Here is a 14,609-nt window from a genome sequence, read left to right as displayed (position 1 = left end):
TGCGTTTTGTGCAACTAGTTAATTACATCATTTCATTTTAAACAATCGAAATAAGCCCGGATACTGCCCACGACAACAAAGATTGAGGCTGAAACAGCAGGAGTGGGGAATGGTTGAGGTGTCTGTTACGCCGCATCACAAGAATAGATGGCTCGCCAGCGCCGGCGAAATCAACGGCCGTACCTGGCTGGGGTTGTTCGGCGTGTTTTTGGCGGTGATGGCCAGCGGCGTGGGGGAAAACGCCAGCAAGTTCGCGCTGGCGGATATACAGGGCGGCATGCTGCTGAGTTTCGATGCCGGCAGCTGGCTGACCACGTGCTACGTCACCGGTTTTGTGATCGGTTCCGGGTTCACGCCCTGTTTTTGGCCGACCTTTTCGCTGCGCCGGGTGGCGCTGACGATGTGCGGCATTTACCTGGCCGGCGGGCTGCTGACGCCCTGGCTGAGAGAACAATATGGCGTGCTGCTGGCGGTGCGCAGCCTGCAGGGCTTCGCCGGCGGCGCGTTGCCGCCGATGCTGATGACGGTGGTGCTGCGTTTTATGCCGCCGCTGATCAAGGTGCTGGGGCTGGGCGCCTACGGCTGGGTCTCGGCCTGGAGCGCTACGCTGGGCGCCACCGCCGCCGCCTTCGCCTTTCACTGGGGCTGGAGCGGATATTTCTACTGGAACCTGCCGCTGATGGCGATCGCCGCCGTGTGCATCGGTTACGGCCTGCCGCAGGATCCGTTGCGGCTGGAGCGCCTGCGGCAGTTCAACTGGCGCGGCCTGCTGCTCGGCGGCATGGCGCTCGGCATGCTGACGATGGGCATCTCACAGGGGGAGCGCCTCGACTGGCTGAACTCGCCGCTGATCTACGTTTTATTGTTGGGCGGCATTGGGCTATTGGCATTATTTCTGATTAACGAATGGTATCACCCGCTGCCTTTTTTCAATTTGCAGCTATTAAGCAAAAGGAACTTGTCCTTCTCCTTAATTACGCTGGGTGGCGTGCTGTTAATTATGGTGTCGCTGGTCAATATCACGTCGGGATATTTATCCGCGATTCAGGGTTACCGTCAGGAACAAACCTCCGACTTAATGCTGTGGGTGGCGTTGCCGCAATTAATTACGCTGCCGATCGTCGCCATAATTTGCAATACGCCGCGGGTGGATTGCCGCTGGGTGCTGGCGATCAGCCTGCTGTTGATGGCCACCGCCTGCGTACTGGCTGCCCAGCTGACGCCGGAATGGAACGGCGACACGTTTCGCGTCATCGCACTGTTGCAGGCGATTGCTCAACCGATGGCGATCATCCCGTTGCTGATGCAGGCGACCGGCGGGCTGTTGCCGACCGACGGGCCGTTTGCGGCGGCGTGGTTCAACGCGGTGAAAGGTTTCGCCGCCACCGCGGCCGGCGGCGCCATCGCACTGCTCAGCCGGCAGCGCGGGGATTATCACGCCGGTACGATCGCCGACGGCTTCGGCTCGGCCTATAGCCGCGCATCGGGATCGGCGGAGCAGTTGGCGCAGCTTGCCGCCCGGCAGGGCCACGTGCTGGCCAGCGCCGATCTTTATCTGTTGGTTGCCGGCCTGGCGTTATTACTGACCGCGCTGATTTTAGTTATGCCGACCCGTATTTACCCGCCGCGTTCGGTCGCTGCCTGACATTTTATCATCAGACATAAATATTAAGTGGAGTCACTTTTATGGCTAACAAGAAAGTCGCCGTTGCCGTATTGGCGGTTGCCGTCATTACGCTGGGGTTATTAATCAATAAGTTCTTTATTAAAGAAACACAGCAGAATACCAACGACGCCTATATTCGCGCCGATATCTCGCGTATTTCACCGCAGATTGCCGGTGAAATTGCGCAGGTGTTGGTCAGGGACAACCAGTGGGTCAAACAGGGGGAATTGCTGGCGGTGATCGACCCGCGTGAATTCAACGTCGCGCTGGCGCAGGCGACGGCCCAGGAGCAATCCGCCCGCGCCCGCCAGGACGACGCCGGGGCCAACCTGACCCGACAGAGCGCGCTGATCGCCGCCGCGTTGGCGGAGCGGCAGGCGGCGCAGGCGGAGCTGGCGTTTGCGCGCCAGGAGCAGAACCGCTACCAGAGAATGGCCAGCAGCGGTGCGGGGTCGCAGCAGATCGCCGCATACCTGAAGGCGCGCTTTATCAACGAAATGGGCGTCTCCCGTGCGGCGCTGTTTGCCAAGGGGTATTGGAAAAAGGGCGAAGCCAACTTCAAGGGCGCGATTTAACTCAGCCGAACGAGGATTGTTATGATTAAGAGAGTGTTATTGGCGGTGGACTGCTTTGAGCACAGCGGCAATGCCCTGGATTTTATGGCGCGCCTGCAAGGCAGCATCGGCGACGTGATCGTACTGACGGTGGTGGACAATGCCTTCACGCTCAGCCGTAGCGGCCTGCGTTTCGACAGCGAGGAGCGCGAGGAGTATCCCGCCGCGCAACGGGAAGAGGCGCTGGCGGAAAAGCAGGTCGGGCAGGTGACGCGGGCGCTGAAACAGCAGGGTTTCAACGCCCAGGGCTTGCTGGCTGCGGGGACGCCCATCGAGGTGATCCCGGAACAGATGGCGCTGTTCAACTGCGATTTGCTGATCATCTCGCACCGCCACCTGTCTTCGTTGGGGCGCTGGTTGAACGCCTCCGTCACGCGTGGCCTGCTGGATGAGATTGGCCAACCGGTATTGGTGATCCCGCGCTAAGCTATGGGTAAGGGCAGCCGCATGCGGCTGCACGCGTTCGGCGACGAAGGCCGTACATACCGGAGGTCAACATGCGAAGTCTGGAAGATCAACTTGCCGCTTATGCCGCCTATCATCGCGATGCGCGCAATATCGTCACGCACTTTATCGGCATCCCCCTGATCGTCGTCAGCCTGCTGGCGCTGCTCTCCCGGCCGGCATGGGGCGCGGGATGGCTGCCGTTTTCGCCGGCCTGCGCGGTGGTGATCGTGTCGGCTCTCTATTACCTGCGGCTGAGTCTGCGGCTTGGCGTCATGATGTTGGCGTTGCTGCTGCTGTGCCTCGGGGTCGGCGCCTGGGTGGCGTCGCTATCGACGACGGCGTGGCTGAGCGTCGGCATCGGCGGTTTCGTCATCGGCTGGCTGTTTCAGTTTGTCGGACATTTCTGGGAGGGACGAAAACCGGCGTTTATGGACGACGTGACGGGCCTGATCATCGGCCCGCTGTTCGTGCTGGCGGAAGCCTGCTTCCTGGCCGGCGGGCTGCGCGAACTGCAACGGAACATCGAAATGCGATCGGGCAAAGTGCGCAACGGGAGGGTATAAAATAAGGCGTCATAGGATTTTTCTGCGAGGCCCCTTTTGAAAAAAGAGGCCTGAAGACGACGGATTATGCGTATTGGATCAATTTCCAGGTGACCCCTTTGCCGCCATAAGGAGGCATGATATTGCCTTTAGCGATTGGCGCTGTGGTTGAGGGTTTGCCAACCACTTCCCAGACGCCGCTTTCCGGGCATTTCTGTCCTGTCGTGGCTGTAGTGCCAATAGGTGATTTAGACATAAGATCTTTCCTTAATCAATGCAGCGCCACAGTAGCGCTGTTCAGAAAGATATTTACACGTTCGTGTATATATTCAACCCTGTTCGGTCAATACGGACTATGTGTTTAAATCTCCAGTTAATATTGTCTTTTCCGTTTTTATTTTCGTTTTTTTCATTGTTTTTGTTTCAAATTATATTGTTTTTATATGCTTTGTTATTTTGTATTCTAATAAGAAATTGCAATGAAAATGTTTAATTTATTATTTTATATTTAAGGTTTTCGATTTTTTTCTTTATCGTGCGGACACTGAAAATCTGGATTATGTCGCTTATTTTTAAGAGCGTTGTTTGCCTGGCCGGCGAAGCCCCCCGCCTCCAAGCTCGGGGGGCTGAATGTATTTACCCGATCGCTGGGTAATCGGTGTAGCCTTCCCGGCTGCCGCCGAAGAATTTCTCTTTGATTGGCGCATTCAGCGCCAGCCCGTGCTGTAGGCGGTGAGGCAGATCCGGGTTGGCGATGAACGGGCGGCCGAAGCCGATCAAGTCTGCCCAACCTTTGGCCAGCGCTTCTTCAGCGCGTTCAGGCGTGTATTTGCCCGAGTAAATCAGCGTGCCGCGGAAAATCAGGCGCAGCGATTCTTTGAACGCTGCCGGCATCACCGGGGCATCATCCCAATCCGCTTCGGCGATGTGAATATAAGCGGCGCCGATATCGTTCAGCACGCTGGCCGCCGCCAGATAGGTGGCTTCCGGGGTATCGTCCTGCGAGCCCATCAGAGTGGTCAGCGGCGCCAGGCGCACGCCCAGTTTCTCTTTGCCGATGGCGTCCGCGACCGCCTGCGCGACTTCCCGCAGGAAACGCAGGCGATTTTGCAGTGAACCGCCGTATTCGTCGTCGCGCTGGTTTTCCCGTGAGTCGATAAACTGATTGATCAGATAGCCATTCGCACCGTGCAGCTCTACGCCGTCGAAACCGGCGGCGATGGCGTTGCGTGCCGCCTGGGCGTAGTCGTTAACGATCGCCGGGATTTCTTCCCGCGTTAAGGCGCGCGGTGCGGAGTGTTGCACCATTTCACCCACGCCATGTTCCGGCCCGCGGCCTTCGACATCCACGAACACCTTGACCCCGTCGGCCTGGATGGCGGAGGAGGAGACCGGCGCGGCGTGGCCAGGCTGTAAAATGGTATGCGACACGCGGCCGACGTGCCAAAGCTGCGCGAAGATCTTGCCGCCGGCCTGATGTACGGCGTCGGTGACTTTTTTCCAACCGGCGATGTGTTCCGGGGTGTAAATGCCGGGCGTCCAGGCATAACCCTGGCCCTGCTGGCTGATCTGCGTGCCTTCGCTGACGATCAGCCCGGCGCTGGCGCGCTGGGCATAATATTCAGCCATCATGTCGGTGGCGACGTCGCCGGCGCCGGCCCGTGAACGGGTCATGGGTGGCATGACGATGCGATTGTTCAGCAATAAACCGTTTAAAGAATACGAGTCAAAAAGCATGGCGCTTCCCTCATGTGAATTAGGCCGTGGGGCGATGATGTTTTGCTGAGGCCATTATATTTCGTCGTTTAATTCTAAAAACGCGCACAATAACAAAACACTTTTGCTCTGTGTTCAATAGTCGCGGCAGCCGCCGGTGAGCCGGTATGGCGGGTGGGCCAGGTGGCGAGAATGAACCCGATGTGCGCACGGGCGACGGCGGCTATTGCCTGTCGGCGCGTGGCTGAGATAGAGTCGGCTGCTGTTTTCCCCACGATTTTTAACAAAATCGCAAAAGTCTTTTAGCCTTCCGCCTGCTTATCTTTGGTGTGATCAATGTCATACTTTTGGCATCTTAACTTTCCCGCGCTTCGGCAGCGGTTAACCGGAGTTGTTGAATGAAAATTAACTTTCCCTTATTAGCCCTGGCGGTGGGGGCGTTCGGCATCGGCACGACCGAGTTTTCCCCGATGGGGTTGCTGCCGACGATCGCCAAAGGGGTGGACGTCTCCATCCCGATGGCCGGCATGTTGATCAGCGCCTACGCCGTTGGCGTGATGGTCGGCGCACCGCTGATGACGTTGCTGCTTTCTCACCGGGCGCGCAGAAGCGCGCTGATCTTCCTGATGGCGATCTTTACCCTGGGTAACGTGCTGTCGGCGGTTGCGCCTGACTACACCACCCTGATGCTGTCGCGCATCATCACCAGCCTGAACCACGGCGCGTTCTTTGGCCTCGGTTCAGTGGTGGCCGCCAGCGTGGTGCCGAAAGAGAAACAGGCCAGCGCCGTGGCGACCATGTTTATGGGCCTGACCATCGCCAATATCGGCGGGGTGCCGGCCGCGACCTGGCTGGGTGAAACCATCGGCTGGCGCATGTCGTTCCTGGCGACGGCAGGGCTGGGCGTGATCGCCATGCTGGGGCTGTGGTTCTCGTTGCCGAAAGGCAGCGCCGGCGCACGCCCTGATGTGAAACGCGAGCTGTCGGTGTTGGTGCGCCCGCAGGTGCTGTCCGCCTTGCTGACGACCGTGCTGGGCGCGGGCGCGATGTTCACGCTCTATACCTATATCTCGCCGGTGTTGCAGCACATCACCGATGCGACGCCGCTGTTCGTGACGGTCATGCTGGTGTTGATCGGCGTCGGTTTCTCCATCGGCAACTACCTGGGCGGTAAATTCGCCGACCGCTCCGAGAGCGCGACGCTGAAGGGTTTCTTGCTGCTGCTGGTGGTCATTATGCTGGTGATCCCGTTCCTGGCGCGCAGTGAAATCGGCGCCGCGGTCAGCATGGTGATTTGGGGTGCGGCGACCTTTGCCGTGGTGCCGCCGCTGCAGATGCGCGTGATGCGTGTCGCCAGCGAAGCGCCGGGCCTGTCGTCCTCGGTCAACATCGGCGCCTTTAACCTGGGCAATGCGCTGGGCGCCGCCGCCGGTGGCGCGGTAGTCTCCGCCGGGCTGGGATACAGCTTCGTGCCGGTGATGGGGGCTATTATTGCCGGATTGGCGCTGTTGCTGGTGCTGTTTACCCACCGTCAGGCCGAAAAAGTGGCCTACGCCAACGGGTAAACGATAACGTGCGGCGGGGTTCCCCGCCGCGCTCACTCAAAGCCGAGCTGGCTGAACGCATCGTCCTGCGGGGCGTAGCCGAGCAGGCGACGGGTCTCTTCCAGCGACAAACGCGTATAGCGGTTATTGGAAACCCCGTGCACCACCGCATATTGCACCCCTTCGACACGAATGCAGCGATCCAGCAGATCGGCGGCGTCGCGATGGCTGAGAAAAGCGCTCATGTCGCGGGCGCTAAGCTGTTCGCCCCGGCTTAGAGTGGTGAAGTTGGCGATGCGTACCGACAGGGCGGAAAGCCCCTCCTGATGGGCGAAATAGGCGGCGATGCCTTCGCCGAACGCCTTGCTGGCGCCGTACAGATTTTTCGGCTTCGGCGCGTCATCTGGGCGGATTTGATAATCGAGCGGGTAGCCTTCCACCGCCTGCGCGCTGCTGGCGAACACTACCCGGCGGCAGCCGGCGTCTTTCGCCGCGCGGAAGATATTGAAGGTGCCGAGAATGTTGTTGTCCATCAGCGAACCGCAAAAATCGGCGTCGGGAGCCGGATCGGCGGCCAGGTGCAACACGGTGTCGATATTGGCGCAGGCCTCACGGCAGGCGTCGAGATCGGCGATGTTGAAGCTGATGACCTCATCGCCGGGCCGGCGATCGCGCAACAGAGCGAGATCTCGTTCCGCCAGCCGCAATGCATAGCGATCGCCCACTGCCTGGCGAAACGCGGTGGCGACTCGGCCGCCGGCGCCGGTAATCAAAATCCGTCCTACATCAGTACGCAACACCATGGTGACTGTCATCCCTACTCTCGATTAAGCGTTGACCAGTAATAATCCCCCGTGTGATTTTTGTCTAGTTGTTTTAATTAGTTATTCTGATGTTTATTCGCCATATTCAATTGCGCACGGTGATTTTTGCGTGGGTGAATATCGTGAGGTGCTAACAATATTCGATGAGGTTTGGCGATGTATTTGCCTTAATGGCTGCGAATATTGCCAGAAAAGCCGATTGGCCGCTGGAAAATACGTGTTTCGCTTTAGCTTGATAGTGAATTATTAGGTTAGTTAATCTTATGTTTTTTTGACGTGAAGCCGGGCGATACTCTCTCATCCCTCTCTATCGCTCGCGCGATATATCATCGGCGCAGTGATCCCGGTAGAGGGCGGCATGCATTATTTCGCGCATTGAGGCCGTTTTGCCTTTGCGATCACAGTTCGGCAATTTGCCGTCGCAAAGCCTTGCTCCGCTAAAATCTGCGGTGTTAACGTCATAACTCAACCGATTTAGGGTTGTTACTGCTGCGGCAGGCAAAACCTAAACCTCGCGTTTCTGTTCCCCGATGGGGCAGAGGCCGCGAGGTTTAGGTTTTTTTTTGCGCCGAATTTCGCTCCTGCGCCAGGCCAGCGCAAATGCGGGATCGGCAGAACGCGAAGTCTAAGGATAACCGTATGAAATATGACACATTAGCCAGTGAGATTTTGGCCGGCGTCGGTGGCCGCGACAATGTGAAAAGCCTGGTGCATTGCGCCACCCGCCTGCGTTTCAAGCTGCGTGACGACCGCCGCGCCAACGCGGCAGCGCTGAAGAAAAACCCGGGCGTCATCATGGTGGTGGAGAGCGGCGGCCAGTTTCAGGTGGTGGTGGGCAACCACGTGGCCGAGGTGTTCGACGCGGTCAACCGAGTCGGCGGGTTAGCCGAAGGCGCGTCGAGCGGCAGCGATGCGGACGTTAAAAAAGACAATCTGCTCAGCCGCTTTATCGACGTGGTTTCCGGCATCTTCACCCCATTGCTCGGGGTGATGGCTGCCTCGGGGGTATTGAAGGGGTTGCTGGCGCTGAGCCTGGCCTGCGGCTGGCTGCTGGAAAGCAGCGGCGCCTTTAAAATGTTGTTCGCCGCCAGCGACGCATTGTTCTATTTCTTCCCGATCATGCTCGGCTACACCGCCGGGAAAAAATTCGGCGGCAACCCGTTCGTCACCATGGCGATCGGCGGCGCGTTGACGCATCCGCTGATGATGGCGGCGTTCGAGGCGGCGCAACAGCCGGGCGCGGTGCGCGAATATTTCTTCGGCATTCCGCTGACTTTTATCAACTACAGCTCGTCGGTGATCCCCATCATCTTTGCGGCCTGGGTATCCTGCCGTCTGGAGCCGCTGTTTAACCGGGTGATCCACAGCGCGCTGCGCAATTTCATCACGCCGCTGCTGTGTCTGGCGATCACCGTGCCCCTGACCTTCCTGCTGATCGGCCCGGCGGCGACCTGGCTCAGCCATCTGCTGGCCAACGGCTATCAGGCCATTTACGCCTTCAACCCGATCATCGCCGGCGCTTTCATGGGGGCGATGTGGCAGGTGTGTGTGATCTTCGGCCTGCATTGGGGGCTGGTGCCGTTGATGATCAACAACCTGAGCGTGCTGGGGCGCGACACCATGGTGCCGCTGCTGCTGCCAGCGGTGATGGGGCAGGTCGGCGCCACGCTGGGCGTGATGCTGCGCACCCGCGACGCCAAGCTGCGGGCGCTGTCCGGTTCGGCCATCGGCGCCGGGATTTTCGGCATCACCGAACCGGCGGTGTACGGCGTCACCCTGCCGAACAAGCGTCCGTTTATCTTCGGCTGCATCGGCGGCGCGCTGGGCGGGGCGGTGATCGGTTACTTCCATACCTCGGTCTACTCGTTCGGCCTGGTGAACGTGTTCACCTTCGCGCAAATCATTCCCAACGGCGGCATCGACGCCACGGTGTGGGGCGCGATCGGCGGCACTCTGCTGTCGTTTGTGTTCGCCGCGCTGGCCAGCTACCTGTTCGGCGTCGCGCCGGCGGAAGAGACGGCGCCGCCTGAAGCCGCCGCGCCGCTTAACCGCAAGCAGGCCATTCTCAGCCCGATCGCCGGCGACATTGTGCCGCTGGAGCAGGTGAACGACGCGACCTTCGCCAGCGGCCTGCTGGGGAAAGGGGTGGCGATCGCGCCGCAGCAGGGGCGAGTGGTGGCGCCGGTGAGCGGCAGCGTGGCGTCGCTGTTCAAAACCAAACACGCCATCGGCATCGAATCGGACGATGGCGCGGAGATTCTCATCCACGTCGGCATCGATACCGTGAAGCTCGACGGGGCGCATTTCACCGCCCACGTGCGGGAAGGCGAGCGGATCGCGCCGGGCGATCTGCTGATCGAGTTCGACCAGGCGGCGATCCATGCCGCCGGCTATGACACCACCACGCCGATCATCATCAGCAACAGCGATGACTACGTGGACGTGTTGACCAGCGGCCTGTCTCCGGTGCAGGAACAGGCGCCGCTGCTGACTTTATTACGTTAATTGAGGAGCAAGCGATGAACGGCAAGTTTCCGCAACATTTTCTGTGGGGCGGCGCGGTAGCGGCGAACCAGGTAGAAGGCGCGTATCAGGCCGACGGCAAGGGGCTGTCGACCTCCGATCTGCAGCCGCAGGGCATCTTCGGCGCCATCACGCCGCGCACGGCGGGCGACAGCGGCATCAAGGACGTGGCGATCGATTTCTATCATCGTTACCCGGAAGATATCGCGCTGTTCGCCGAGATGGGTTTCAAGTGCCTGCGCACCTCGATCGCCTGGACGCGCATTTTCCCGCAGGGCGATGAAGAGACCCCGAACGAAGCCGGGCTGGCGTTTTACGATCGGCTGTTCGATGAGATGGCGAAATACGGCATTCAGCCGCTGATCACGCTGTCGCACTATGAGATGCCTTACGGTCTGGTGAAGCGCTACGGCGGTTGGGGCGATCGCCGCACCATCGATTTCTTCGAGCGCTATGCGCGCACCGTGTTCGAACGCTATAAGCACAAGGTTAAATACTGGCTGACCTTCAATGAGATCAACATGTCGCTGCACGCGCCCTTCACCGGGGTTGGCCTGCCGCAAGAGAGCGACAAGAGCGCCGTCTATCAGGCGATCCACCATCAGCTGGTGGCCAGCGCCAGAGCGGTGAAGGCCTGTCACGAGATCGTGCCGGAGGGGCAAATCGGCAACATGCTGCTGGGCGGCATTCTGTATCCGCTGAGCTGCAAGCCGGAAGATCTGCTGGAAACCCAGCGGCAAAACCGCGACTGGCTGTTCTTCGGCGATGTGCAGGCGCGCGGCTATTACCCGGCCTACATGCAGCGCTTCTTCCGTGAAAACGGCATTCAGGTGGCGATCACCGAGGAAGATCGGCAAACGCTGCGCGAAACCATCGACTTCATCTCGTTCAGCTACTACATGAGCGGCTGCGTTACCGCCGACCCGGAGCAGTATGAAACGGCGCGCGGCAACATTCTCGATATGGTGCCGAACCCGCACCTGGCCAGTTCGGAGTGGGGGTGGCAAATCGACCCGATCGGGCTGCGCTACCTGCTCAACGTGCTGTACGACCGCTATCAGAAGCCGTTGTTCATCGTCGAGAACGGGCTGGGCGCCAAAGACCGCGTCGAGGCCGACGGCAGCATCAACGACGACTACCGCATCAACTACCTCAATGACCACCTGGTGCAGGTGGCCGAGGCGATCGACGACGGCGTCGAGGTGATGGGCTACACCAGCTGGGGGCCGATCGATCTGGTCAGCGCCTCGAAGGCCGAAATGTCGAAGCGCTACGGCTTCATTCACGTCGACAGAGACGATGCCGGCAACGGTAGCCTCGAGCGCCGCCGCAAGAAGAGTTTCTACTGGTATCGCGATGTGATCCACAGCAACGGCGCCAGCCTGAAAGACCGGCGCTAACCCTTCAGCCCGGCGGCAAACGCCGGGCGTTAACTAACCTTATTCGCTGCTGTTCATGATGGGAAATTCTCTCCCAGGGAATGCTGTTGCCCGCAGTCAGCCGTTATGCGGAGAAATATAATAATGATGAAAAGCTTATTACCTCGTTCCATGACCCTGGCGGCGCTGGCGCTGCTCTGTAGCCAGGCGCAGGCGGAAACGCTGCAAACCGGCAAGGACGTTGAAGCTCCCACCGCCAAATGGGAAGGGGTGGCGCTCGGCTTTGAACCGCCGCAGCCTGGGCTGTTGGGGGATATGCTGGGGATCAGGCCGATCCTGGAGGATCACGGTTTCCACTATAATCTCGGCTACCTCAGCCAGCTGTCGTATAACGCCGGCGGCGGTTACAACCACGATAAACAGGCGTCGTACATCGACCAATTTTCGCTGACCTTCAGCCAGGATCTGCAGGCGCTGACCGGCATTCCGGATGCGGCGATCGAAGGCAATATCGTCAACCGCAACCATGACAACAACCTGACCCGCGATCGGCTGCAGGATCCGCGCGTCGGCCTGACCGATCTGTCGCAGGAGAGCTTTGGCGGGCAGTCGATCACCCGGCTGGGCTGGTTGACCTTCAGCCGTTCCTTCCTCGACAGCCGGCTGCAATGGCGTATCGGCATGATGAACAAGGTGCAGGATTTCGATCAGATCATCCCCTGCGATTTTCAGACGCTGACGCTGTGCGGCGGCAAGTCCGCCAACTCGTTGACCTGGTACAACTGGAACGTGCATTACTGGGGCACCACGCTGCAATACAAGCTGACCGACGGCCTGACGCTCAAGGGCGGCGTGATGGAGCAGAACCCGAGCGCCCCCAGCCGCAGCCACGCCTGGAGTTGGTACACCAAGGGCAGCAAAGGCTTCCTGCTGCCGATGGAGGTGGAGCTGAAAACCCACGCCGTCAACCAGCTGCCGGGGGTGTATAACCTGGGCGTGCTGTTCACCAACGCGCGCCAGAGCGATCTTTATGAAGGGGTATCCGGCGGGCCGGGCGCCAGCGATCCGCAGGGCTATCGCAGCCACGATCGCACCTGGTTCCTGTATACCGGTTTCAACCAGCAGGTGACGCGCCATGCGGATGACGTCAACCGTGGCCTGAGCGTGTTCTACAGCCTGGGGCTAGGGGATCAGCGCAGCAACTACCTGCACTGGTCCACTTCGACCGGCATCCGCTATCGCGGGCTGTTCGATGCGCGGCCGGACGACTGGCTGGGGCTGGGCGTTTCGGTAGTGAAACTGAGCGACCGCTATAAAGACAATCAGCGTTACCTCAACGAGATGAGCGGCATCAGCGATTATCACGATCCGAACTACCGGCCGGTGCCGGGCCACTCGGTGACGGCGGAGCTGTACTACCGCGTTAACGTCACGCCGTGGCTGCAGCTGCAGCCGGGCCTGCAATACTGGCATCATCCGGCGGGCGTCAGCGAAACGCAGGACGCCTGGGTGACGGCGTTGAAAACGGTGGTGACCTTCTGATCAGGCCGCGTCGTTCTCGCGGTAGCGCCGGCGTGCGTGCTCAAACCAGCTGGCCGGCACGTTGTGCGGCGGCTGCTGTAATCTGAGCAGCCCCTGTTCGACGATATGGCTGGCCTGGCGCCACAGCGTCGGGTCGCCTTCGGTCAGCACTTCCAGCAGGCGCTGTTTCTCGATCAGATAGGTTTGGGCGAAGTGGCTGTCGTAGTCCAGCAGCGAGCGGGTGTTGTCGATCAGATCCGCCAGTTTGATGGTTTTGGCCTGCGGCGATGCGCCGGCGCTGTGGCGCCGATCGCGGTTTTTACGCTCGAAGCGGTTGCCGTCCTCGGCGTGGCTGACGTTGGTTAACATCCGCACCAGCTCCGCTACCTGCGGCCCAAAGTGGCTTTCGATATCGCCGAGGGTGGTGGGCGTGTCTTCCACCGTGTCATGCAGCCAGGCGGCCGCCAGCATCTCTTCGGTGTGCGGCACGCTGCGTACCAGCTCCATGACCGCCTGCGGGTGGACGATGTACGGATCGTTGGTGTATTTGCGGCGCTGATCGATGGCCGCATGCGCCTTGGTGGCGTAGCGGCGCGCGCGTTCTGCAAGCGTATTCGTCATTTCCTTTCCCTCCCGGCATCCTCTGCATGAAAAAAATGTAGCATACCTCACAAGAAATAGCTTGCGATTACATCGTGCGCTATCTATATTCACTCACATGAAAAGCACCGATACCGAACAACCCAACGCGAAGAACCTGCTGCTGCTCGATCAGCAGCTCTGTTTCGCGCTGTACTCCGCCAACCTGGCGCTGCACAAAGTCTACCGCAAGCTGTTGAATCAGCTCGAGCTCACCTACCCGCAGTATCTGGTGATGATGGTGCTGTGGGAACGCGATCGGGTGACGGTATCGGATATCGGCGAGCGGCTGTTCCTCGATTCCGCCACGCTGACGCCGCTGCTGAAACGGCTGGAAACCGCCGGTTTGCTGGTGCGCTATCGCGCCACTACCGACGAGCGCCAGGTGATCATCGCGCTCACCGAAGCCGGCCGCGCGCTGCGTGAACGGGCGCAGTCGGTGCCCGAGGCGGTGATGTGCGCCACCGACTGCAGCCTGGACGAGATCGTCTCGCTCAAACAGCAGCTGGAAAAGCTGCGCGGCAGCCTGATCGATCAGATTTGACCCACCGACGCCGGACGCAAGAACGGCAGGGGTGGTCTACACTGGTTAATAAGCGTCAAAAATAAGTAGTGCACGATTTAATCGTAAAAGATATATATGTGACCGGCTACCCCTCGCGGGGGCCGTTGTCATCTCGCCAACCAGCAAGAAGGAATGAACGATGTCTATTGAGAAAGTGGTTTACCGCGCTCACGCCACCGCAACCGGCGGCCGCGACGGCCGTGCAACCTCCTCCGACGGCGTGTTGGACGTGAAACTGGGCGTACCGAAAGAGATGGGCGGCGCCGGCGGCGAAGTCACCAACCCCGAGCAGCTGTTCGCCGCCGGTTACTCGGCCTGTTTCCTCGGCGCGTTGAAGTTTGTCGCGGCGAAAGAAAAGGTCAAAATCCCGGCCGAAGCGAAGATCGACGGCACCGTCGGCATCGGTGAAATCCCGAACGGCTTCGGCATCGAAGTGCAGCTGGATATTTCGCTGCCGGGCATCGAGCGCAGCGTGGCGGAAGATCTGGTGAAAAAGGCGCACGTGGTGTGCCCGTATTCCAACGCCACCCGCGGCAATATCGACGTTACGCTGAACGTTAAGTAAGTTTTTTGCCGACACCATGGAAAAAATGGAGGGTTTATCCCTCCATTTTCTTTGATATCCCGTC

Annotated in this window: 14 protein-coding genes; 10 read left to right on the top strand and 4 right to left on the bottom strand. The window is 59.7% G+C overall.

Annotated features, from left to right (window positions below):
- The first annotated feature begins 109 nt into the window (after positions 1-109).
- The 4 genes from J0X03_RS23455 to J0X03_RS23435 all read left to right on the top strand — a co-directional run bounded on the left by J0X03_RS23455 (position 110) and on the right by J0X03_RS23435 (position 3,290).
- On the top strand, positions 110-1,645 hold the full coding sequence (locus J0X03_RS23455) for an MFS transporter (RefSeq protein WP_033645079.1): 1,536 nt from the start codon (positions 110-112) through the stop codon (positions 1,643-1,645).
- A gap of 41 nt (positions 1,646-1,686) precedes the next feature.
- Entirely contained in the window at positions 1,687-2,241 is a 555-nt protein-coding gene (locus tag J0X03_RS23450; RefSeq protein ID WP_230358663.1) for an HlyD family secretion protein, read from the top strand.
- A 21-nt stretch (positions 2,242-2,262) separates the two neighbouring features.
- Positions 2,263-2,706, top strand: coding sequence for a universal stress protein (locus tag J0X03_RS23440; protein WP_033645075.1), 444 nt, complete (start codon positions 2,263-2,265; stop codon positions 2,704-2,706).
- Positions 2,707-2,777: 71 nt separating this feature from the next.
- The gene (locus J0X03_RS23435; protein ID WP_046688035.1) at positions 2,778-3,290 is read left to right on the top strand and encodes an Mpo1 family 2-hydroxy fatty acid dioxygenase; all 513 of its coding nucleotides are present in this window, start codon (positions 2,778-2,780) and stop codon (positions 3,288-3,290) included.
- 64 nt (positions 3,291-3,354) lie between these two features.
- Here the strand turns inward: J0X03_RS23435 and J0X03_RS23430 are convergent, their stop codons facing one another.
- Entirely contained in the window at positions 3,355-3,525 is a 171-nt protein-coding gene (locus J0X03_RS23430; protein WP_162837995.1) for a hypothetical protein, read from the bottom strand.
- A gap of 380 nt (positions 3,526-3,905) precedes the next feature.
- Positions 3,906-5,006 (bottom strand): alkene reductase, encoded by a 1,101-nt coding sequence (locus J0X03_RS23425; RefSeq protein ID WP_033645073.1) that lies wholly within the window; start codon positions 5,004-5,006, stop codon positions 3,906-3,908.
- Between the two features lie 377 nt (positions 5,007-5,383).
- Between J0X03_RS23425 and J0X03_RS23420 the strand changes: the two genes are divergently transcribed.
- Entirely contained in the window at positions 5,384-6,550 is a 1,167-nt protein-coding gene (locus J0X03_RS23420) for an MFS transporter (RefSeq protein WP_033645072.1), read from the top strand.
- 32 nt (positions 6,551-6,582) lie between these two features.
- Here J0X03_RS23420 and J0X03_RS23415 read toward each other — a convergent pair whose 3' ends face one another.
- A complete protein-coding gene (locus J0X03_RS23415) occupies positions 6,583-7,332 on the bottom strand; it encodes an NAD-dependent epimerase/dehydratase family protein (protein WP_033645071.1) in 750 nt (249 codons plus the stop codon).
- A 660-nt stretch (positions 7,333-7,992) separates the two neighbouring features.
- Between J0X03_RS23415 and bglF the strand changes: the two genes are divergently transcribed.
- The 3 genes from bglF to J0X03_RS23400 all read left to right on the top strand — a co-directional run bounded on the left by bglF (position 7,993) and on the right by J0X03_RS23400 (position 12,797).
- The gene (gene bglF / locus J0X03_RS23410; RefSeq protein ID WP_033645070.1) at positions 7,993-9,858 is read left to right on the top strand and encodes a PTS beta-glucoside transporter subunit IIABC; all 1,866 of its coding nucleotides are present in this window, start codon (positions 7,993-7,995) and stop codon (positions 9,856-9,858) included.
- A gap of 14 nt (positions 9,859-9,872) precedes the next feature.
- Positions 9,873-11,276 carry a glycoside hydrolase family 1 protein gene (locus J0X03_RS23405; RefSeq protein ID WP_042783423.1) on the top strand — a complete coding sequence of 468 codons (1,404 nt, stop codon included), beginning with the start codon at positions 9,873-9,875 and terminating at the stop codon, positions 11,274-11,276.
- 150 nt (positions 11,277-11,426) lie between these two features.
- A complete protein-coding gene (locus J0X03_RS23400; RefSeq protein WP_408987893.1) occupies positions 11,427-12,797 on the top strand; it encodes a carbohydrate porin in 1,371 nt (456 codons plus the stop codon).
- On the opposite strand, the gene J0X03_RS23395 is transcribed toward J0X03_RS23400, so the two are convergent.
- A complete protein-coding gene (locus J0X03_RS23395) occupies positions 12,798-13,397 on the bottom strand; it encodes an HD domain-containing protein (protein WP_033652280.1) in 600 nt (199 codons plus the stop codon). It lies immediately after the preceding gene.
- A 97-nt stretch (positions 13,398-13,494) separates the two neighbouring features.
- On the opposite strand from J0X03_RS23395, the gene J0X03_RS23390 reads away from it, so the two are divergent.
- Complete coding sequence (locus tag J0X03_RS23390) at positions 13,495-13,959, top strand: MarR family winged helix-turn-helix transcriptional regulator (RefSeq protein ID WP_033645067.1); 465 nt, start codon at positions 13,495-13,497, stop codon at positions 13,957-13,959.
- Between the two features lie 160 nt (positions 13,960-14,119).
- Entirely contained in the window at positions 14,120-14,545 is a 426-nt protein-coding gene (locus tag J0X03_RS23385; RefSeq protein ID WP_004934114.1) for an organic hydroperoxide resistance protein, read from the top strand.
- The last annotated feature ends 64 nt before the right edge of the window (positions 14,546-14,609 follow it).

This window comes from Serratia ureilytica, from assembly GCF_017309605.1.
Lineage (GTDB): Bacteria > Pseudomonadota > Gammaproteobacteria > Enterobacterales > Enterobacteriaceae > Serratia > Serratia ureilytica.
Note: the sequence above shows the minus strand (reverse complement) of the source record. Positions and strands in the feature narration are given on the sequence as shown.